At 27.7% G+C, this 19,562-nt stretch carries 21 protein-coding genes; 8 read left to right on the plus strand and 13 right to left on the minus strand.

All coding sequences use genetic code 11. The features are described from left to right. Positions 1 to 87: 87 nt before the first annotated feature. Positions 88 to 1,248, minus strand: a complete 1,161-nt coding sequence (locus QM495_RS02455; RefSeq protein ID WP_408670518.1) for an NlpC/P60 family protein — start codon at positions 1,246 to 1,248, stop codon at positions 88 to 90. Positions 1,249 to 1,434: 186 nt separating this feature from the next. Then, positions 1,435 to 4,065: a valine--tRNA ligase gene (locus QM495_RS02460; RefSeq protein ID WP_408670519.1), complete on the minus strand. Its 2,631-nt coding sequence runs from the start codon at positions 4,063 to 4,065 to the stop codon at positions 1,435 to 1,437. Positions 4,066 to 4,176: 111 nt separating this feature from the next. Here QM495_RS02460 and QM495_RS02465 point away from each other — a divergent pair, with 111 nt between their 5' ends. Beyond that, a complete protein-coding gene (locus QM495_RS02465) occupies positions 4,177 to 4,626 on the plus strand; it encodes a DUF1573 domain-containing protein (RefSeq protein ID WP_408670520.1) in 450 nt (149 codons plus the stop codon). A 52-nt stretch (positions 4,627 to 4,678) separates the two neighbouring features. Here the strand turns inward: QM495_RS02465 and QM495_RS02470 are convergent, their stop codons facing one another. Next, a complete protein-coding gene (locus QM495_RS02470) occupies positions 4,679 to 5,851 on the minus strand; it encodes a PDZ domain-containing protein (protein ID WP_408670521.1) in 1,173 nt (390 codons plus the stop codon). A gap of 321 nt (positions 5,852 to 6,172) precedes the next feature. On the opposite strand from QM495_RS02470, the gene QM495_RS02475 reads away from it, so the two are divergent. Further along, on the plus strand, positions 6,173 to 7,366 hold the full coding sequence (locus tag QM495_RS02475) for a pyridoxal phosphate-dependent aminotransferase (protein WP_408670522.1): 1,194 nt from the start codon (positions 6,173 to 6,175) through the stop codon (positions 7,364 to 7,366). A gap of 1 nt (position 7,367) precedes the next feature. Then, on the plus strand, positions 7,368 to 8,375 hold the full coding sequence (gene murB / locus QM495_RS02480) for a UDP-N-acetylmuramate dehydrogenase (protein ID WP_408670523.1): 1,008 nt from the start codon (positions 7,368 to 7,370) through the stop codon (positions 8,373 to 8,375). Here murB and QM495_RS02485 read toward each other — a convergent pair. Continuing rightward, positions 8,372 to 9,340, minus strand: coding sequence for a type I phosphomannose isomerase catalytic subunit (locus tag QM495_RS02485; RefSeq protein WP_408670524.1), 969 nt, complete (start codon positions 9,338 to 9,340; stop codon positions 8,372 to 8,374). The two genes, murB and QM495_RS02485, sit on opposite strands and share 4 nt — an antisense overlap. After that, positions 9,340 to 10,476 carry a cysteine desulfurase family protein gene (locus QM495_RS02490; protein WP_408670525.1) on the minus strand — a complete coding sequence of 379 codons (1,137 nt, stop codon included), beginning with the start codon at positions 10,474 to 10,476 and terminating at the stop codon, positions 9,340 to 9,342. Before QM495_RS02490 ends, QM495_RS02485 begins: the two co-directional genes overlap by 1 nt. 86 nt (positions 10,477 to 10,562) lie before the next feature. Here QM495_RS02490 and QM495_RS02495 point away from each other — a divergent pair, with 86 nt between their 5' ends. After that, entirely contained in the window at positions 10,563 to 11,045 is a 483-nt protein-coding gene (locus QM495_RS02495) for a hypothetical protein (protein WP_408670526.1), read from the plus strand. Here QM495_RS02495 and QM495_RS02500 read toward each other — a convergent pair. After that, complete coding sequence (locus tag QM495_RS02500) at positions 11,035 to 11,598, minus strand: DNA mismatch repair protein MutS (RefSeq protein WP_408670527.1); 564 nt, start codon at positions 11,596 to 11,598, stop codon at positions 11,035 to 11,037. The genes QM495_RS02495 and QM495_RS02500 overlap by 11 nt on opposite strands. Positions 11,599 to 11,929: 331 nt before the next feature. On the opposite strand from QM495_RS02500, the gene QM495_RS02505 reads away from it, so the two are divergent. The 3 genes from QM495_RS02505 to QM495_RS02515 are packed head-to-tail and all read left to right on the plus strand — an operon-like array spanning position 11,930 to position 13,280. After that, positions 11,930 to 12,199 carry a CD225/dispanin family protein gene (locus tag QM495_RS02505; RefSeq protein WP_408670528.1) on the plus strand — a complete coding sequence of 90 codons (270 nt, stop codon included), beginning with the start codon at positions 11,930 to 11,932 and terminating at the stop codon, positions 12,197 to 12,199. Further along, positions 12,199 to 12,594, plus strand: coding sequence for a DUF2752 domain-containing protein (locus QM495_RS02510; protein WP_408670529.1), 396 nt, complete (start codon positions 12,199 to 12,201; stop codon positions 12,592 to 12,594). Before QM495_RS02505 ends, QM495_RS02510 begins: the two co-directional genes overlap by 1 nt. An 11-nt stretch (positions 12,595 to 12,605) precedes the next feature. Then, positions 12,606 to 13,280 (plus strand): PrsW family intramembrane metalloprotease, encoded by a 675-nt coding sequence (locus tag QM495_RS02515; RefSeq protein ID WP_408670530.1) that lies wholly within the window; start codon positions 12,606 to 12,608, stop codon positions 13,278 to 13,280. A gap of 22 nt (positions 13,281 to 13,302) precedes the next feature. Here the strand turns inward: QM495_RS02515 and QM495_RS02520 are convergent, their stop codons facing one another. After that, on the minus strand, positions 13,303 to 13,740 hold the full coding sequence (locus QM495_RS02520) for a hypothetical protein (RefSeq protein WP_408670531.1): 438 nt from the start codon (positions 13,738 to 13,740) through the stop codon (positions 13,303 to 13,305). Then, on the minus strand, positions 13,737 to 14,312 hold the full coding sequence (locus QM495_RS02525; RefSeq protein ID WP_408670532.1) for an RNA polymerase sigma factor: 576 nt from the start codon (positions 14,310 to 14,312) through the stop codon (positions 13,737 to 13,739). Before QM495_RS02525 ends, QM495_RS02520 begins: the two co-directional genes overlap by 4 nt. Before the next feature lie 134 nt (positions 14,313 to 14,446). Here QM495_RS02525 and QM495_RS02530 point away from each other — a divergent pair, with 134 nt between their 5' ends. Continuing rightward, entirely contained in the window at positions 14,447 to 14,806 is a 360-nt protein-coding gene (locus tag QM495_RS02530) for a DUF6249 domain-containing protein (RefSeq protein WP_408670533.1), read from the plus strand. A gap of 64 nt (positions 14,807 to 14,870) precedes the next feature. Here the strand turns inward: QM495_RS02530 and folE are convergent, their stop codons facing one another. Genes folE through nadC form a run of 5 tightly spaced genes read right to left on the minus strand, consistent with a single transcriptional unit; the run spans position 14,871 to position 19,561 of the window. Beyond that, complete coding sequence (folE, locus tag QM495_RS02535) at positions 14,871 to 15,566, minus strand: GTP cyclohydrolase I FolE (RefSeq protein ID WP_408670534.1); 696 nt, start codon at positions 15,564 to 15,566, stop codon at positions 14,871 to 14,873. Positions 15,567 to 15,603: 37 nt separating this feature from the next. Continuing rightward, the gene (gene hisS / locus QM495_RS02540; protein WP_408670535.1) at positions 15,604 to 16,980 is read right to left on the minus strand and encodes a histidine--tRNA ligase; all 1,377 of its coding nucleotides are present in this window, start codon (positions 16,978 to 16,980) and stop codon (positions 15,604 to 15,606) included. 57 nt (positions 16,981 to 17,037) lie between these two features. Beyond that, a complete protein-coding gene (kdsB, locus tag QM495_RS02545) occupies positions 17,038 to 17,775 on the minus strand; it encodes a 3-deoxy-manno-octulosonate cytidylyltransferase (RefSeq protein WP_408670536.1) in 738 nt (245 codons plus the stop codon). Positions 17,776 to 17,780: 5 nt separating this feature from the next. Further along, entirely contained in the window at positions 17,781 to 18,704 is a 924-nt protein-coding gene (locus QM495_RS02550; RefSeq protein ID WP_408670537.1) for a YihY/virulence factor BrkB family protein, read from the minus strand. Beyond that, a complete protein-coding gene (nadC, locus tag QM495_RS02555; RefSeq protein ID WP_408670538.1) occupies positions 18,701 to 19,561 on the minus strand; it encodes a carboxylating nicotinate-nucleotide diphosphorylase in 861 nt (286 codons plus the stop codon). The genes QM495_RS02550 and nadC overlap by 4 nt, the downstream gene beginning before the upstream one ends. Position 19,562 lies beyond the last annotated feature (1 nt).

The following is a 19,562-nucleotide window of genomic DNA, read 5'->3' on the forward strand; positions in this document are numbered from 1 at the left end:
TATATTAATTTACTTTAATTTAATATGTAATAATTATGCAACAAAAAAAAGGTGCTTTAAACAACTTTCTACTTTCAAAATATTAGTCTAAAGCTTTAAAAATTCTTTATCTTCAACATCTAAATATCTTCTACTACCTAAATAATTCTCACTACACCAAGTATCAAAAATATCCAATTCTGAATTCATTGAGTTTATACGAACTCTTTTTGAAGAATGAATAAATTCTTGTCTATCATTTCCAAGCCAAATACCAACATGAGTAACGCGTTGTTTTTTATCTTTAGTAGCTTTTGATCCAAAGAACATTAAATCTCCTTTTTTTAAGCCTTCTAGTTTTAGATTTTCATCCACTATTTTTCCAGCTAAAATTTGTTGTGATGCATCTCTTGGAGTTACAAAACCGTTCATTAAATAAACTGTTTTTACAAAACCGCTACAATCCATTCCTTTTGTAGAAGTTCCTCCCCACAAGTAAGGAGAACCTAATAAACTTTTTGCATAACTCTCTATTAATTCTTTTGAAGGTTTTAAATGAATCAACCATTTTGAATAACGTTCTGCCTCCTCTTTTTTAACAAAACCATTTCTTCCATCAGGAAACTCCACTTTAAAGCTGCTTTCTAATTCCTCAATTATTTTCACTTTCCCTCCTAAAACCATATCGGTTAATACCATACTAAAACCTTCATCTTGATATGAATTTCCTATATTTTTTATGTAAATTAAACGTTCAGAATCTTTCCAATTTTTAAATTTATTCTCATTTAAAAAAGTAATCCCTCCATTATCTACCCAAGCAATATATTTTTCAGGAGTTTGAACCAAAGTGAAAGATCCATGCTTTTTCAAAACTTTTAATTCAGTTCCTAAAATAACTTGGGTAACTAATTCTGCAGAATGCTTTCCCTTACTTCTTAAATTAGAAACAGAGTTATTAGCCAAAGCATATACAAATTCTCCAACAGAACTATCTGGTAAAACTACTACCCGATCTTCAAAATTTATGTTGTTATCTGCTAAATTTTCTTTTAATTCTTCCAAAGCAACAGCATTATCGGTTTCTCCTTCTAAAACTAAAATATTTTCTTCACTTTTAAATGAAATATCATAAATAGCAACTCTTTTATCGGGTGCATATTTAAATTGAATACTATCATTTAAGCGTTGAAATAATTCTATTGAACTTTTATCAATAGTACAAGAATAAAAAAGTATAATTACTAAAACATATTTTATAATTCTCATTTTTTTATTTTTTTACTTCACTTTAAATACTTATTGCAATATATTCAATTTTTACGAAATTCTAATTAGTACTTAATTTTAAAATGCACACCTCTTTCCTAAAACTATTGTAAAAGCAAAAAGGGATTTTAATAAATTAAAATCCCTTTTCTAAATAGTAGTACCAGCCATAGTACTACTGCTATTTTATAAACTTGCCAAACTTGCTTTTAAAGTTTCAACCTTTGATAAAGCATCTGCTTCCTTCTGTCGCTCAATATTAATTACCTGTTCTGGTGCATTATTCACAAAACGTTCATTACTTAATTTTTTTTGAACAGACTTTAAAAAACCTTCAGTATATTTTAATTCTTCTTCTAATTTCAATTTTTCAGCCTCAACGTCAATAGCATCTCCCATTGGAATAAAATACTCATTAGATTTTACCCTAAAACTCAATGCTCCATCAACTTTATTAGAAACATAATTTATAGATGATAAGTTTCCTAGTTTTTCAACAACAGCATCAAAATCTTTATTCACCTTATCATTATTCAATACTGAAAATTCAATTTTATTTTTAAATGCTATATTTTTTTCTTTTCTAATATTTCTAATTCCTGAAATTACTTCAGAAGCAAATTTAAAATCGTTTATCAACGAATTATTTACTTCTTTAATTTTTGGATATTCTGATATTATTAGAGCTTCTTCAGGGGTTCTTTCAGCTATTTCTTGCCAAATTTCTTCAGAAATAAATGGCATATACGGATGTAATACTTTTAAATTATTTTCTAAGAAACTAATTACAGCGTTATACGTTTTTACATCAATTGGTTGTTGATAAGCTGGTTTTACCATTTCTAAAAACCACGAAGAAAAATCATCCCAAACTAACTTATAAATACTCATTAAAGCCTCACTTATACGGTATTGCTCAAAAGATTTTTCAAGTTCTTGAAGCGTTTGCTGAAATTTAGCTTCATACCAAGCAATCGCAATTTTAGCAGATTGTGGTTGTTCAATTTCTTCTGAAACCTCCCAACCTTTGATTAAACGAAAAGCATTCCAAATTTTATTTGAAAAATTTCGCCCTTGAGCACATAAATCTTCATCAAATAATAAATCGTTTCCAGCGGCTGAACATAATAACATTCCAACACGAACACCATCTGCACCATATTTTTCCATTAACTCAATTGGATCTGGTGAATTTCCTAATGATTTTGACATTTTTCTACCTTTACTATCACGTACAATTCCTGTAAAATATACATTTGTAAAAGGTTTTTCTTGTCTAAATTCATAACCTGCAAAAATCATACGAGCAACCCAAAAGAAAATAATATCTGGTCCAGTTACCAAATCGTTGGTTGGATAATAATATTCAATTTCTTTATTATCTGGGTTTCTAATTCCGTCAAAAACTGAAATTGGCCATAACCAAGATGAAAACCAAGTATCTAACGCATCAGGATCTTGAGTTAAATCCTTTGTTGTTAATTGTTGATTATTGGTTTTAATTCTAGCTTTCTGAAGAGCTTGCTCAATGGTTGAAGCAATTACAAAATCGTTTACACCATTTCCATAAAAATAAGCTGGTATTTGATGTCCCCACCACAATTGACGAGAAATATTCCAATCTCTAATGTTTTCTAACCAATGACGATATGTACTATTATAATGTTTTGGAAAAAAATGAATTTCTTCATCTTCTAACACTGCTTTTAAAGCTGGTTTTACAATGGTATCCATTTTTAAAAACCACTGTGCTGAAATTTTTGGTTCAATAACTTCTTTTGTTCTTTCAGAAGTTCCAACCTTATGCATATATTGTTCAACCTTTACTAAACAACCTAAACTATCAAGTTCTTTTGTAATTTCTTTACGAACCACAAATCTATCTTTTCCTTCATAATGTAAACCAAAAGAATTTAATGTAGCATCATCATTAAAAATATCAATAACTTCAAGATTATGTTTTTCTCCTAAAGTTTTATCATTTTGATCGTGAGCTGGTGTTACTTTTAAACATCCTGTACCGAACTCAATATCAACATATTCATCTTCAATAATTGGAATTATTCTATTTGCAATTGGCACAATTGCTCTTTTTCCTTTTAAATGTGTAAAACGCTCATCATTTGGATTGATACAAATTGCTGAATCTCCTAAAATTGTTTCAGGTCGTGTAGTTGCAATAGTTAGCATATCTTCACTTCCTTCAATTTTATAATTTACATAATATAAATTCCCTTGTTTTTCTTCAAATATTACTTCTTCATCAGACAACGTAGTTTTAGCTGCTGGATCCCAATTTACCATTCTATAACCACGGTAAATTAATCCTTTATTATATAAATCAATAAAAACTTTACTAACTGCTTCACTTAAATCAGCATCCATCGTAAACTTTGTACGTTCCCAATCACAAGATGCACCCAATTTTTTTAATTGCTCTAAAATAATTCCACCATGCTCATCTGTCCAATCCCACGCATGTTTTAAAAACTCATCACGAGTTAAATCGGATTTTTCAATTCCTTGTTCTTTTAATTTTGCAACAACTTTTGCTTCGGTGGCAATAGATGCGTGATCAGTTCCAGGAACCCAACATGCATTGAAACCCTTTAGCCTTGCTCTTCTAATTAATACATCCTGAATAGTATTGTTTAACATATGCCCCATATGTAAAACACCTGTTACATTTGGTGGTGGAATTACAATTGTATATGGCTCCTTTTCATTTGGAATTGAATGAAAATAGTTATTTTTCATCCAGTAATCATACCATTTATTCTCAATATCTTGAGGATTGTATTTTGTTGCTAAACTCATCTTGGTCTAATATTTGTAATACAGTTGGCAAATGTACAATTATAAGAGATAACATAAAATATTTTGAAAGCAAAAATAAATAACTAACTTTACACCTTAAATACCCAAATTATGAAAAAAATAATGACATTACTATTTATTGGTTTTTTAACATTCACAATAAATGCACAAGAAAAAAAAGTTGTTCAAAAAGTACAAGACCCCAATGCTCCTGTATTTAAATTTGATACTGAACTAATTGACTATGGTAAAATTGATTGGAATTCTAACGGAGTTAGAGTTTTTAAATTTACAAATACTGGAAAATCACCTCTAGTAATTAGTTCTATTAAATCAAGCTGTGGATGTACTGTTCCAAAAAAGCCAACAGAACCAATTATGCCAGGAGAAGAAGGTAAAATTGAGGTTAAATATGCAACAAATAGACAAGGTGGATTTTCTAAAATGATTACTGTAAATTCTAATGCTTCTGAACCAGTAAAAAGGTTACGAATTAAAGGTATTGTAATTAAACCTGAATCTGCTATTAAAAAAAATAAACCAACAATGTCAGCTAATTAGACATTAACTAAATAAAAAAAAAGACTTTCAAATTTGAAAGTCTTTTTTTTTATTAGAACATATTTTTTAAGTTAAATTGATATTGATAATCTTTACCATTTCTTTCAATCACTAAACTTATTTTTTTATTCTCTTTCTGATAAAATTTTTCTACAATCTCTTCAAGTTTTAAATTATAAGTATATTGTCCGTTTATCTTTATTACAATATCATTTACCATTAAACCAGATTTAAAAGCAGGAGAATCCTCCCTTAGTTTAAATATTTTATAGGTAGGCTTAAAACTATATTTATAATTATAACTTAAAATAACTCTATTTTGCTGAGTAGTTTCATCATTACTAGACAAAGCAAGGTTTGTAAAATTATGTTCTCTAACCAATAATTTACCATTATAAACCAATTCTATTCCACTCATATTATATCTAAAAGGTTCTTTAAATGAACTTCCTTTTTTCAACGTAATTTTATTTTTTTTATAATCAAATATCACAGTAAATCTTTTAAGAATATTAGCTCCAATACTTCCATTTCTTCCTTTAAATTGAAGTGCATAAACAATAGAAATTGAATCTGGATACGATACTGTTGGTTTATTCAATTTGAACTTACCTAATATCAACCCATCTATAAAAGCTCTTTCACCATAAATTTCACCACTTAAACCTTCTCCTAAATAATCTCTAAAAAACTTTTTAGGTGCTATTATATCTGGATGCGTATTGTTAAACAACCACATTGCATCACTTCCTCCGGAATCAATTAATAATTTAACTGGAGTAATTTTATTTGAGAAAGTAGTTAGCTTAACACCTACATTTATATAAGGCTTTAATTTATGAAACTCCAAATTAAAAATTTCACACTTTTTACATTTTTTATATTGGTAAGTATCAGAATTATAAAATATTATCTTTTTTAATCCATAATTAATTTTTACAACAAAATCCTTTAATAATTTATAACCTATAATCCCATGAATAGTAATTCCAAGTTTAGATGACAAATCAAAACTATCATCAAAAACAACATACAAATTTTGATTTGTACTCATTATATGATCTAAACTAAAAATATTACCTTTAGATAAAATAGCATCTATAGCGTCCTCACTACCCAATCCTTTTAATTTAATTTTTTGAACATTTCTAAGTTCTAAAGAATCTTTGTTATTTATATTAAATAAAATTGTTGTTCCTACACCAGAATCAAGGATAAAATTCAATTTCTTTCCATTTACTTTAATTGGAAATACAACTAAATTATTTATTAATTTAAATGAAATTGACTGCTTGTTAGCATTACTAAGTAATCTAAAATTGTTCTGAGAAAAACTAACGTTAGTACAAGTTAAAACAATTATAAAAAATATTATATTTTTAAATATTTTATTCAATTTACCAATATATTTTAAGTGTAAACTACAAAAAAGGTTAATCAACGCACAACTTTTATGAAAACTTTAACCAATAACATTTATAGAAAAAACATCAAATTTTAAATTTAATTTCGCAATTTTGTAGTATTATTTATAAAACATAATATAATGCCTAAGATATCCATTAAAGGTAAAAGTATGCCTGAATCACCAATTAGAAAACTGGTTCCTTTTGCTGAAAACGCAAAAAAGAAAGGAATTAAAGTATTTCATTTAAATATTGGACAACCAGATATAAAAACACCCAGTGTAGCCCTTGAAGCTATTAAAAATAATACTGTTGAAGTATTAGCTTATAGCAGATCTGAAGGGTCTGACGAATACCGTCAGAAACTTGCAAACTACTATAATAAACACAATATAAATGTTACTTCAGATGAAATTATTATAACAACCGGAGGTTCTGAAGCTTTATTATTTGCAATGGGAAGCGTTTGTGATCCTGGTGATGAAATTATTATCCCTGAACCTTTTTATGCAAATTATAATGGTTTCTCAACGGCTTCTGGTGTAAAAATTATTCCAGTAATTTCTAAAATTGAAGAAAATTTTGCACTACCACCAATCGATGAATTTGAAAAATTAATTACTCCAAAAACCAAAGCAATACTAATTTGTAATCCTGGAAATCCAACAGGTTATTTATATTCAAAAGAAGAAATTGAAAAACTAGCTGCAATTGTAAAAAAACACGATTTATTTTTAATTGCTGATGAAGTGTACAGAGAATTTGTTTATGATAATATTCAACATCAATCTGTTTTAAATAACTTTGGATTAGAAGAGTATGCTATTATAATTGATTCAGTATCAAAAAGATATAGTATGTGTGGTGCACGTATTGGTTGTTTAGTTTCAAAAAATAAAAATGTAATAAGTACCGCTTTAAAATTTGCACAAGCACGTTTAAGTCCACCAACATTTGCACAAATAGCAAGTGAAGCAGCTTTAGAAACTCCGCAATCTTATTTTGATGAAGTAATAATTGAATATAAAGAAAGAAGAGATATTTTAATGACCGAATTAAACAAAATTGAAGGAGTTAAAGTTGCTTCTCCAAAAGGTGCTTTTTATTGTGTTGTTGAACTTCCTATTGATAATGCTGATAAATTTGCACAATGGTTATTAGAAGACTTTAATTTAAACAATGAAACAGTTATGGTTGCTCCTGCTGCTGGATTTTATTCATCAAAAGGTTTTGGAACAAAGCAAATTAGAATTGCGTACGTTCTAAAAAAAGAAGATTTAATTACTTCTGTTCATATTTTAAAAAGAGCAATTAAAAAATATAATTCAATATAATTTGAATATTCAACAAAACATATCTTTAAAACAATACAACACGTTTGGTATTCATGTAAATGCCAAACGTTTTGTTTCTGTAAATTCTTTGCAAGAGTTAAAAAAATTAGTTAAAGAAGAAAAAGATATTTTTTTATTAGGTGGAGGAAGTAATATGTTACTAACTTCTGATATTAAAAAACTAGTAATTCATTTAAATTTAAAAGGAATTATTGTTTCTGAATCTAATGATAATGATAAAACAGTTTTTGTAACTGCTGAAGCAGGTGAAAACTGGCACGAATTTGTACTTTGGTGCATCTCACAAAATTATGGAGGTTTAGAAAATTTATCACTAATTCCTGGTAATGTTGGAACTTCACCAATTCAAAATATTGGTGCTTATGGTGTTGAAATTAAAGATACTTTTCATCAATTAGAAGCATTGGAAATTGAAACAGGAAACCTAAAAATATTTAATAGTGAAGATTGTAATTTTGGGTATCGAAATTCTATTTTTAAAAATGAACTAAAAGGAAAATATATTATTAGTAATGTAACTTTTAAACTTACAAAAGATAATCACAAAATAAATACTTCTTACGGAGCGATTAAAGAATTGCTTCAAACTAATAAAACACCTACAATTAAAGATATTTCTGATGCTATAATTGCAATTAGACAACGTAAATTACCTGATCCTAAGAAGATTGGAAATAGTGGTAGTTTTTTTAAAAACCCAATAATTACAACTAATTCCTTTAAATTATTACAAGAAAAATATCCTGAAATTCCACATTATATTGTCTCTAAAAGTGAAATTAAAATACCTGCTGGCTGGCTAATTGAACAATGTGGCTTTAAAGGAAAACGATTTGGTGATGCTGGTGTACACACAAAACAAGCGCTAGTTTTAGTAAATTATAACAATGCAAGTGGTGAAGAAGTTTATAGTTTAGCAAAGCAAATTCAGCAAAAAGTAAAAGAAATTTTTAATATTGATTTAGATATTGAAGTGAATATAATTTAAACTGTTACTTCGAGCAATTTACAATTATTAGCTTCTATAATTACTTCTGTAGCAATAGCGGGTACTAATATGGTTTCCCCAAACTCAATTAATTCTGTATTATTAAAAATAGTAACTGTTGCATTTCCTTCAATACACATAAAAACCACAAACGAATCAGTTTGAGAATAATCAAGTGTAATTTTACCTAAAACTGGAATAAAATTGGTATTAAAATAATTACAATTAACTATTGTATTTAAAGTGTTTTTATTGGTTTTGTAATTCCTAACCAAATCTATTTTCTCACTAAAGTTTAGTGCATCAATAGCTAATTCAGTATGTAATTCTCTTGTATTACCATTTTCGTCAACTCTATCAAAATCGTAAATTCTATAGGTAATATCAGATGTTTGCTGAATTTCAGCTAAAACAATACCTGCTCCAATTGCGTGTACAGTTCCAGTTTCAATAAAAAAAGCGTCACCTTTTTTAACATAAACATCATTTAAAACAGAAAGTATATTTTTATCCTCTAAAAGTTGCACATATTCTTCCGTAGAAATAGTTTTATTAAACCCTACTATTAGCCTTGAATTTTCTTCAGCTTGCAAAACAAACCACATTTCAGTTTTTCCAAAAGAATTATGGCGTTTTTTTGAAAGAACGTTATTTGGATGTACTTGAACTGATAAGTCTTGTTTTGCATCAATAAACTTAATTAATAATGGGAAATTATTTCCAAAATTAGCATAGTTATTCCTTCCTATTAAATCCCATTTATAACTCTCAACTAATTTTCTTAAAGAAGTACCTTTTAAAAATCTGTTAGAAACTATAGAAACTGACTCATTAACGTCTGATATTTCCCAACTTTCACCAATATTTTTTAACGAAGATTTTTTATTGAATTGAGTTACTAATTTAGTTCCTCCCCAAATTCTTTCTTTTAATATTGGTTTAAATTTTAAAGGGTAATTAAGCATTAATCTATAAATTCTTTAAGTGACGTAATCACATAATCAATTTCAGCAAGTGTATTAAATTTACTAAATGAAAATCGTATTGATGTTTTAGAAGCATCATTTTCTGTTAAAATTTCATTTAAAACATGAGAACCTTTATTACTACCACTTTGACAAGCACTTCCTCCTGATACCGCAATACCTTTAATATCTAGATTAAAAAGTAACATTGGATATTCCTTTGGAAACCTAACATTTAAAATAATAAAACTACTCTTTGTTTCACTTTCTGAAAAACCATTAAATTGAATTCCTTCAAAGTTATTCTTCAACTCTTGAATAAAATAATTTTTAATTTTTTGAATATTAGCTGATTCTTCTTTTAAATTAGCGCAAGCAATTTCTAATGCTTTTTCCATTCCCAAAATACTATGAATATTTTCTGTTCCAGCTCTTGCACCACGTTCCTGTTCTCCGCCATGCAATATTGGTTGAATACCAAAACCTTTTTTAATATAAGCAAAGCCAACACCTTTTGGCCCATGATATTTATGAGCGCTAGACACAAAGAAGTCTATTGGAATTTGCTTAATATCGATGTTAAAATGTCCAATTCCTTGCACTGCATCTGAATGAAATAATGCAGCATTCTCAATACATAAATCGGAAACTTTTTTAATATCTAACAAATTCCCAATTTCATTATTCACATACATTAAACTTACTAATTTCTTTTCATTTGAATTTTGTACTAGGTGCTCCAAATGGTTATAATCTACAGCTCCATTTTCATCTAAATCTACCCAATTTACAGTGATACCAAATTCTTTAACAAGGCTATCAATAGTATGTAAAATTGCATGATGTTCAATTTTTGAAGAAATAATTGTAGTAACGTCTAAATTTGTTACCGCATTTCTCAAAATTAAATTATCAGCTTCACTTGCTCCTGCAGTGAAAATTATTTCATTTGAAGCAGCATTAAATTGCTTTGCTATATTTTTTCTAGCTGTTTCAACCAAAGATTTTGATTTTCTTCCAATTTTATGTGATGAAGAAGGATTCCCATAAAAATTAGTCATTGTATGGGTTACAACATCAATTACTTCTGGTAAAATTGGTGTTGTTGCGGCGTTATCTAAATATATATTTTCCATTAATAACAAAAGTAATTAAAATAGTTGGTTTCATTTAACGTTGAATTACTTAAAACTCTTATTTTTGCCTTGTAAATTTTATATAAATGAAAAAAATAATTACACTTTTTATAGCTATTACACTTTTATCTTGCAACGATGGTAACTTTGATGTGCCTGCATTTGAATTTACCGATACAGTAAATAGTTGTGGAGAATATGTATTGTACATTGCAAATAGTAATAGTACTGAAGTTTTAGCTTTAAATTTAACTACTACCCAAATTAACAGCACTGCTGGAGAAAAATCTTATGCAATAACGCCATCTATGGTTAATTACAGAATTTTTGAAGAAGGTATTGGAAGCAATTATTTTTGTGAAGACATACCACCTTCAAGTCCAAAAGTAGTTAAGGAATTAATTGCTGAAAGTGGAAACATTAATATCACTACGGTTGAAATTGAATCAAATGGAAGTGTAATAGGTTATGAATACACAATAACAATTTCGGATTTATTATTTAATGATAATGATGAACGGATTTTATTTGAAAGTTTAAATTTTGGAGTTTTTATAGTTAACCTTTAGCATTTTGGTAAATATAAACTTCTGTTGCTCCTAAACCATATTTTTTAAAAGAAGCCTCATACCATTTAACATTATAATTTTTAAACAAATATTCTAATTCTAATTTTAAAACGCCTTCACCTTTACCGTGAATAAAAACCACTTTAGGAATTCTATTTTTAATAGCGAATTCTAATTTATACTTTGCTTCACTAATTTGCAAATTTAACATATCATAATTATCCATTCCTTTTGAAGAGCTTGTTAATTGACCAATGTGTAAATCAACTTCCATAGGAGGAAGTTTATCGTTCTTATGTGCTGTTTTAAATTTGGGAACATTCTTTTTGGGAGTTGTATGATTTATTTTTTCTAATAAATTTTCATTGGAAATATCGCTAAATTTAGAAAGCTCTTTTTGATTTTCTCTAATAACTACCAGCTCTTTTGGTGAAAAATCAAAAGAAAAACCATCCGTTGTTTCAATTACAATTTTATTCGTGTATACTTCAATTACTTTACCTTTTAAAACATCATCAAGTACGGCAACATTATCTCCTATCTTAAAGTTCATTTTATTAACTTTTAATTAATTTTACAGTAATACTAAGGCAAAGTTAAAACAATATATTTGTTGAAAAGAAAATAGATGATACAAACTGTCTCAATAAATACAAAACATTTTTTAATGATGCATTTAAAGATTTGAAAGTTGATAAAGACCGAATAAAATTACTTCAATCTATTACTTTATATATTTCAATTGAATTAAAGAAAATAGAACAATAAATCTAAATTATATTGCTGGAGAAATTCATTTTATTTTTGATTTGATTAAAAAAATAATATAATATTTTTGTACATTCGCTTTTATCAATTTTAACCAAAACTATAAAATCAAAAAAATGGATCAAAATCAACCAAAAAACTATCTAGTTGGATCAATTTTAGCAACTATTTTTTGTTGTCAACCATTTGGTATTGTTAGTATCGTTTATGCATCTCAAGTAAATTCTAAATTTGCAGCTGGAGATTATGAAGGAGCGCAAAAAGCTTCAAAAAAAGCTAAAAGTTGGCTGATGTGGGCAGTAATTTCAGGCTTAGTTGTTGGAGTTGTTTTTTTACTTATTTACGGTTCAATATTCGCTGCTTTAATATCTGAAGGTAAATTTTAATGAAATTAAAATATATAGGAATACTACTTCTTGGAACGGGATTAGCATTCCTATATTTTTTTGTAAATCCAAGTAATGTTAATTTTTTTCCTAAATGTCCATTATACGTTACAACGGGAATTTATTGTCCTGGCTGCGGAAGTCAAAGAGCAACACACCAACTCCTTCAATTAAATATTTTAGGTATTTTACAACAAAATATTTTATACTTTTTAGGATTACTATTTTTAACATATCACGGAATTGTAACGCTCTTAAATTACACACTTAAAAAAAATATTTATAATTATATTTATCATCCTAAAACACCTATTATAATTTTAATAATAGTAATTATATTTTGGATACTTAGAAATATTCCTTACTATCCTTTTAATATGCTGGCGCCCAATTAATTTTCACTAATATGACTTTACTAATTACTGCAATTGCACCCGTATTTATAGTAATAATTTATATTTATGTTAAAGATAAATGGGAAAAAGAATCTAAACGCATTCTTTTTTATAATTTCTTATTTGGCGCAATAGGAAGTATCTTAATAAGTACCATATTATACGTAGTTTACGATTTGTATTTTCCTGAAGCTAATAAATTTAGTGTTTTAGATCAATTTATTAAAGCCTTTTTTGTAGTTGCTTTAATTGAAGAATTTAGTAAATATGTAATTGTACGCTATTATGCACAACCAAAAAAGGATTTTAATGAACCCTTTGATGGTATTATGTATGCCGTAATGGTATCTATGGGTTTTGCCATGGTTGAAAATATTTCCTATGTTTTTAAAGGTGGTTTAGAAGTAGCTTTTTTAAGAGCAATAACTACTATACCAGCTCATGCAACATTTGGTATTATTATGGGTTATTTTATGGGAATTTCAAAATTCTCTAAACATAAAGTAACATGGAATTTAATTGGATTGCTTCTAGCCATTTTATTTCATGGAACTTATGATTTTTTCTTATTTATCAACTTTATTCCGGGTATTTCAATTGGTGCATTTATTTCGTTAATAATTGGAATTATATTATCTAAAAAAGCAATAAAAATCCACCAAGAAAATTCTAATTTTAAATTGTGACCTGCACATTTCAAAATACTATTTAGAGTATGGTATTATTTTTATTCACAAAATTTTTAATAACAAATAATTGAATAATAACCAGTACCGAAAAGAATACAAAACTAAAAGTAAAAGTATTTGAAAAATGAATACTCTCAAAAACATTTATTGATAGAATATTTTCAAATAGATTAAATGAGGATAGTTTATCTAGAAAAGAAAAATCTAGCTTAAATAACATCCTATTATCCATCGGTTTTACTGTTAAAATATAACTACTTATAGCTATAAATACAATCGTAATTAATATCCAAGTTGTTTTGGAAATTAAAGGCTTATAAACTTTTACCAAAGAAAGTTCATGTTCTAACTTAACAGAAGTCATTACGTTATTTAGAAAATCATCAGATGGCGTTTCAATCTGCGTTTCCTTAATAATATATCTTGTAAAATCATCTAACTTTTTATCATCCTTCATATCAAATCAATTGTATTTGGTTCAATAACATGTTTTAAAATAGTTGCTAACTTTTTTCGAGATCTAAATAATTTGATTTTAATATTATCTATCGATAAATTTACAACTTTTGAAATTTCTTTTACTGGTAACTCTTCAAAATAGTACAATGTTAAAATAATGCGTTCATCTTCATTTAATTCAAAAAGTGCATCATTAATTATCTTTTTTCGTTCTTTATCATGTAAATGATCTAATGCATCTTTAACATTTCCAAAATCGCCTTCTTTAAAATTATCAATATTTTCTGAATTAGCAAACCGCTTATTTCTCTTTACTATATCTAAACTCGTATAATACGCAATCTTATAAACCCAAGTAGAAAATTTTGACTCACCTTTAAATTTTTCTAAATTTTTAAACGCCTTTACAAAAGTATCTTGTGCAACCTCTTCAGCTTCTTCTTTATTTTTAACAATTCTAATAGCTATTGTGTACACCATCTGTTTATACTTTTCAACTAAAAAAGCATAAGCATTTATATTTCCATTTAAGGTTTGTTTAATATAGTACTCGTCTGGTTTGGTGCTCATTTTTATATATGACGACAGTTCAACTAATGTGGTTACAATTTAATATATTTAAATTAATTTTATTTTTTTGTAACCGAATGAAACTATTTTTCGTCATACCAAATGAAACACATTAAAAACTTAAAATTTAGATTATGGAAGTAGCATTTGTATTTGTATCATTATTTATCATCATTTTTGGAATCTTTTATTTACACTATTCAACAAGAAATAGAGAACGATTAGCATTAATTGAAAAAGGAGCTGATGCAAGTATTTTCTTTAGTACAAAAACTCAAAAAAAATCTTCCGTTCCTATCTGGAAAATTTTAATTCTGAACCTTTCAGTTTTATTAATGGGTATTGGTTTAGGTATATTTTTAGCTATATTTTTACAAGGTTATTTGTCATTTCAAAATCAACAAATTGCTTATCCCGCTTCAATATTTTTAATGGCCGGAGTTGGATTATTTGTAGGGTTTACACTCTCAAAAAAATTAGTAGAGAAAGAATAATACACTCATTCTATCCTATAAAAAAAGCACCCAAAAGGGTGCTTTTTTTATACTTCTAGCAAATTTATTTTATTTCATTAAAATTTGTTTCCATTTTTATATAATCTAAAAATTCTCTTCTAGTTTCTTGAATTTTAAATGCACCACCAAATTCAGAAGTTACCGTACTACTAACAATATCACGTACTCCTCTAGAATTTACACATAAATGCTTCGCATCTATAACGCAAGCAACATCATCTGTTCCTAATGCTTCCTGCAAAGCCTGAACTACTTGCATAGTCAATCGTTCTTGTACCTGTGGACGCTTAGCATAATAATCTACAATTCTATTCATTTTTGATAATCCAATAACATTACCCTTTGAAATATATGCCACATGAGCTCTTCCAACAATTGGTAATAAATGATGCTCACAAGTTGAATAAACAGTGATATTTTTTTCAACCAACATTTCTCCATATTTATAATTATTATCAAAAGTTGATAATTTGGGTCTATTCTTAGGGTTTAAACCACTAAAAATTTCATTAACATACGCTTTAGCAACTCTTCTTGGTGTTCCCTTTATACTATCATCTTCTAAATCCATTCCTAATGTATCTAGAATATCTCGAACGCTATTTTCTATTCTATCCAATTTTTCTTGGTCAGAAATTTCAAAAGCATCAGCTCTTAATGGTGTTTTAGCAGAAGTACCTATATGGTCATCTCCTATATCATCTGTATTGTTTACCATTCCTTTTTTACCTTCAAACATTATCAATTATTTAGTGTGCAAATTTACGACTTAGTTTTTAAAATAAAGTGCTGATTTTAAGTAATTCTTCTAAATTACACACTTTTTGTTCACCAGAATTCATATTTTTTACTGTAAAATTGTTATTTTTAATTTCATCTGAACCAACAATTACTACGTACGATATTTCTCTCCTATTTGCATAATTAAATTGCTTTTTCATTTTAGTATTATCTGGATATAATTCCGATTTAATATTATTTTTTCTTAATGTAATTAAAGCATTCATACAATAAGCAGCCTCATTTTCTCCCAAATTAACAAACATTACTTTTGGTGTTGGTAATTCAACTGTATCAAATAAATTTAACTCTTCTAATACTAAATAAATACGATCTAAACCAAAAGAAATACCTACTCCACTTACATTTTTCAAACCAAATATACCTGTTAAATCATCGTATCTTCCACCACCACCAATAGAACCCATTTTTACACCTTTTGGTGCTGAAACTTCATAAATTGCACCAGTATAATAGTTTAATCCACGGGCTAAAGTTACATCTAACTCTAAATTAGCCGATTGTAAACCTAGTTTTTCAATATTATTTACAACAAACCTTAAATCTTCAACGCCTTGCGTTCCTTCTTCAGATTTAGTTAACATACTTTGTAACTGATTTAACTTTTCCTGATTACTTCCATTAAAACTAAATAATGGTTGTACTTTTTTAATTGCCTCTTCTGAAATCCCTTTGGCTAACATTTCTTTAGTGACACCTTCTTCTCCTATCTTGTCTAGTTTATCTAATGCAACTGTAAAATCTATTAACTTATCTTTCTCTCCAATAATTTCAGAAATACCCGCCAATATTTTACGATTATTCAATTTGATAGTCGTTCCTATTAATTTTAACTTACTAAAAACAGCATCGTACAATTGTACAAACTCCACTTCTTGCCACAACCCTTTGCTTCCAACAACATCAGCATCACATTGATAAAATTCTCTAAAACGTCCTTTTTGTGGTCTATCTGCACGCCAAACTGGTTGCATTTGATAACGTTTAAAAGGAAATACAATATCGTTTTGGTGTTGCACTACATAACGTGCAAACGGCACTGTTAAATCATAACGTAATGCTTTTTCTGAAATTTTTGAAGTTACTTTTAAACTATCTTTAGTTGATAACAAAACATCTTCTACTTTATTTAAGTAATTTCCAGAATTTAATATTTTAAAAATAAGTCGATCACCCTCTTCGCCATATTTCCCCATTAAGGTTGAAGAATTTTCAAATGAAGGTGTTTCAATTGGCTGAAACCCATACACTTCAAAAACTTGTTTAATTATTGAAAATATATAGTTTCTTTTTGCTACTTCAGTAGGTGAAAAATCACGAGTTCCTTTTGGTATGCTTGGTTTTTGTGCCATTTTTAAAAATTAGTTTGCAAATATCCGAAATTTTAAAAACTATTTAAAGTTTTTAACTTATTGATTTGTTTTTTTAAAAATTAAATTCGCTTTTTCTAAATCTTCGGGAGTATCAATACCAATAGCTAATTGACTAGTTTCAACCATTTTCACTTTTAAACCATTCGCTAAAAAACGTAAATTTTCTAATTTTTCAGTAGCCTCTAACCTATTTATTGGTAAAGTTGTAAACTTTAATAACGCTTCTTTTCTAAAAGCATAAATTCCTATATGTTTAAAATAAATTGCCGGTGATTTTTCTCTTGGGTATGGAATTGGTGAACGCGAAAAATACATTGCAAAATTATTTTCATCAGTTACAACCTTCACATTATTGGGGTTGCTAATTTCATCTTCCTCTTTAATTTCTAGCATTAAAGAAGCAATATCAATTTGCTTATTTTTATCTGATTTAAAAACATTTAACAAATTAAATAAAGAATCAGTTTGTGAAAAAGGTTCATCGCCTTGAACATTTACAACAATATCTACGTCTAATTTTTCTACAGCTTCAGCAATTCTATCACTTCCAGATTCGTGTGTTTTAGTACTCATTATAGCTTTACCACCCCTCTTAATAATTTCATTAAAAATAATAGCATTATCTGTTACAACATATACTTCATCAAATAAATTAGAAGATTTTGTAGCTTCATAAGTTCTAACAATAACCGGTTTTCCTGCTAAATCTTTCATTAACTTACCTGGAAATCTACTAGCTTCAAAACGAGCAGGAATCATTGCAATTATTTTCATTTTTTTTATTTTAAATGTGACCTTTTAAGTCTACTTATACTAGCATTTAATTCAAATCCTAACAATAGAATAATAGAGTTTAACCAAACAAAAAGCATTAAAATTAATAAAGTACCTATGGAACCATATAATTTATTATAGGTTGCAAATTTTAACACATAAAGAGCAAATAACTTAAACATTAGCAAAGTTAGTAAAGTTGTTAGTATTGAACCTGCAGTGAAAAACGAATCATACTTAACTTCTTTGGTGCCATACTTATACAGAAAAGAAACAGATACAAATATTAAAATTAAAAAAAACAAAAAACGTCCTTTTTCTATCCAAAAAACATCGTCATCTAACCAGCCTTTTGCCATTAAATTTTCAATTCCAATTTGAAAATAAACTATGATGGCAACTGTAAGCACTAAAACAAATGATAAAATTATTGCCATTCCCATTGAAATAAAATACTGTCGAATTACACTTCTCATTTCATGCACATGGTAAGAATATTCAAATCCTCCCAAAACAGCATTTACACCATTAGTCATTAAAAAAATAGATGCTAGAAAACCAAAAGAAAGTAAACCCCCATATTGATTATTTGCAATATCTACAATAACTTCATGAACAGATTGAGCTGTATTTGGTGGTAATAATTGCTCAATCATAAATAAAAAATCTTGCTGAAAACCTTCAATTGGCACAAAAGGAATTAAAGTAAGAATAAATAGTAAAAAAGGAAATAGCGCCATAAAAAAGCTAAAAGCAATTCCGCCTGCACGAGATGTTAATGCACCTTTTACAATTCCAATCACATACATTTCAATAACATCGTACAAAGACATTCCTCGCAAACCTGGGATTTTAATCCTTTTTATTAAGCGAACAAGCCAATTTAAGATTGGAATTTTATCTAAACTATTTTCAATTTCTTTTGTCATTCAACAACTTTTAAACTTAAATCCATATTATAAACTGAATGTGTTAAAGCCCCTGAAGATATATAATTTACTCCACAATCGGCATATTTTTTTGCAGTTTCTAAGGTAATTCCACCTGAAGATTCTGTTTGACATGTATTGCCTATCAAAGCTACAGCCTTTCGTGTATTTTCATAATTAAAATTATCAATTAAAATTCTGTGAATCCCTTTCGATTTTAAAATCTCTTTTATTTCTTCTATACTTCTTGCTTCCACAATAATTTTTAAATCTAATTTATTTTCATTTAAATAATGCTTAGTTTTTTCAATTGCATTTGTAATTCCGCCAGCAAAATCTATATGATTATCTTTTAACATGATCATATCATACAATGCAAATCTATGATTTTCTCCTCCACCAATTTTTACAGCCCATTTTTCAATAACTCTAATACCTGGCGTGGTTTTTCTAGTATCTAAAATTTTAGTTTTTGTATCTTTTAATAATTTAGAAAATTTACTAGTTTTTGTTGCAATGGCACTCATCCGCTGCATAGCATTTAACACCAAGCGCTCAGCTTTTAAAATAGACTGTGAGCTTCCAAAAACGTAAAAAACTATATCACCATACTTTACCTCAGCTCCATCTTCAATTAATGTTTCTACACTTAAATTTACATCAACATAGTTAAATATTCTTTTAGCAAATTCAACTCCAGCAATAATTCCATCCTCTTTAACTAACAATTTTGCTTTTCCTTGCGCCTCTTCTGGTATACAAGCAAGTGAACTATGATCACCACCTCCAACATCCTCTCTAACAGCGTTTGAAATTATAATATCTAATTCCTTTTCAAATTGCTTTTTACTAATCATT

It is taken from the genome of Lutibacter sp., from assembly GCF_046055765.1.
GTDB lineage: Bacteria > Bacteroidota > Bacteroidia > Flavobacteriales > Flavobacteriaceae > Lutibacter.

Bases quoted from the DNA above. Each gene is read 5' to 3' on its own strand.
- QM495_RS02455 (WP_408670518.1), bottom strand. From the start codon at position 1,248: ATGAGAATTATAAAATATGTTTTAGTAATTATACTTTTTTATTCTTGT.
- QM495_RS02460 (WP_408670519.1), bottom strand. From the start codon at position 4,065: ATGAGTTTAGCAACAAAATACAATCCTCAAGATATTGAGAATAAATGG.
- QM495_RS02465 (WP_408670520.1), top strand. From the start codon at position 4,177: ATGAAAAAAATAATGACATTACTATTTATTGGTTTTTTAACATTCACA.
- QM495_RS02475 (WP_408670522.1), top strand. From the start codon at position 6,173: ATGCCTAAGATATCCATTAAAGGTAAAAGTATGCCTGAATCACCAATT.
- QM495_RS02485 (WP_408670524.1), bottom strand. From the start codon at position 9,340: ATGCTTAATTACCCTTTAAAATTTAAACCAATATTAAAAGAAAGAATT.
- QM495_RS02490 (WP_408670525.1), bottom strand. From the start codon at position 10,476: ATGGAAAATATATATTTAGATAACGCCGCAACAACACCAATTTTACCA.
- QM495_RS02495 (WP_408670526.1), top strand. From the start codon at position 10,563: ATGAAAAAAATAATTACACTTTTTATAGCTATTACACTTTTATCTTGC.
- QM495_RS02500 (WP_408670527.1), bottom strand. From the start codon at position 11,598: ATGAACTTTAAGATAGGAGATAATGTTGCCGTACTTGATGATGTTTTA.
- QM495_RS02505 (WP_408670528.1), top strand. From the start codon at position 11,930: ATGGATCAAAATCAACCAAAAAACTATCTAGTTGGATCAATTTTAGCA.
- QM495_RS02510 (WP_408670529.1), top strand. From the start codon at position 12,199: ATGAAATTAAAATATATAGGAATACTACTTCTTGGAACGGGATTAGCA.
- QM495_RS02515 (WP_408670530.1), top strand. From the start codon at position 12,606: ATGACTTTACTAATTACTGCAATTGCACCCGTATTTATAGTAATAATT.
- QM495_RS02520 (WP_408670531.1), bottom strand. From the start codon at position 13,740: ATGAAGGATGATAAAAAGTTAGATGATTTTACAAGATATATTATTAAG.
- QM495_RS02525 (WP_408670532.1), bottom strand. From the start codon at position 14,312: ATGAGCACCAAACCAGACGAGTACTATATTAAACAAACCTTAAATGGA.
- QM495_RS02530 (WP_408670533.1), top strand. From the start codon at position 14,447: ATGGAAGTAGCATTTGTATTTGTATCATTATTTATCATCATTTTTGGA.
- folE (WP_408670534.1), bottom strand. From the start codon at position 15,566: ATGTTTGAAGGTAAAAAAGGAATGGTAAACAATACAGATGATATAGGA.
- hisS (WP_408670535.1), bottom strand. From the start codon at position 16,980: ATGGCACAAAAACCAAGCATACCAAAAGGAACTCGTGATTTTTCACCT.
- kdsB (WP_408670536.1), bottom strand. From the start codon at position 17,775: ATGAAAATAATTGCAATGATTCCTGCTCGTTTTGAAGCTAGTAGATTT.
- QM495_RS02550 (WP_408670537.1), bottom strand. From the start codon at position 18,704: ATGACAAAAGAAATTGAAAATAGTTTAGATAAAATTCCAATCTTAAAT.
- nadC (WP_408670538.1), bottom strand. From the start codon at position 19,561: ATGATTAGTAAAAAGCAATTTGAAAAGGAATTAGATATTATAATTTCA.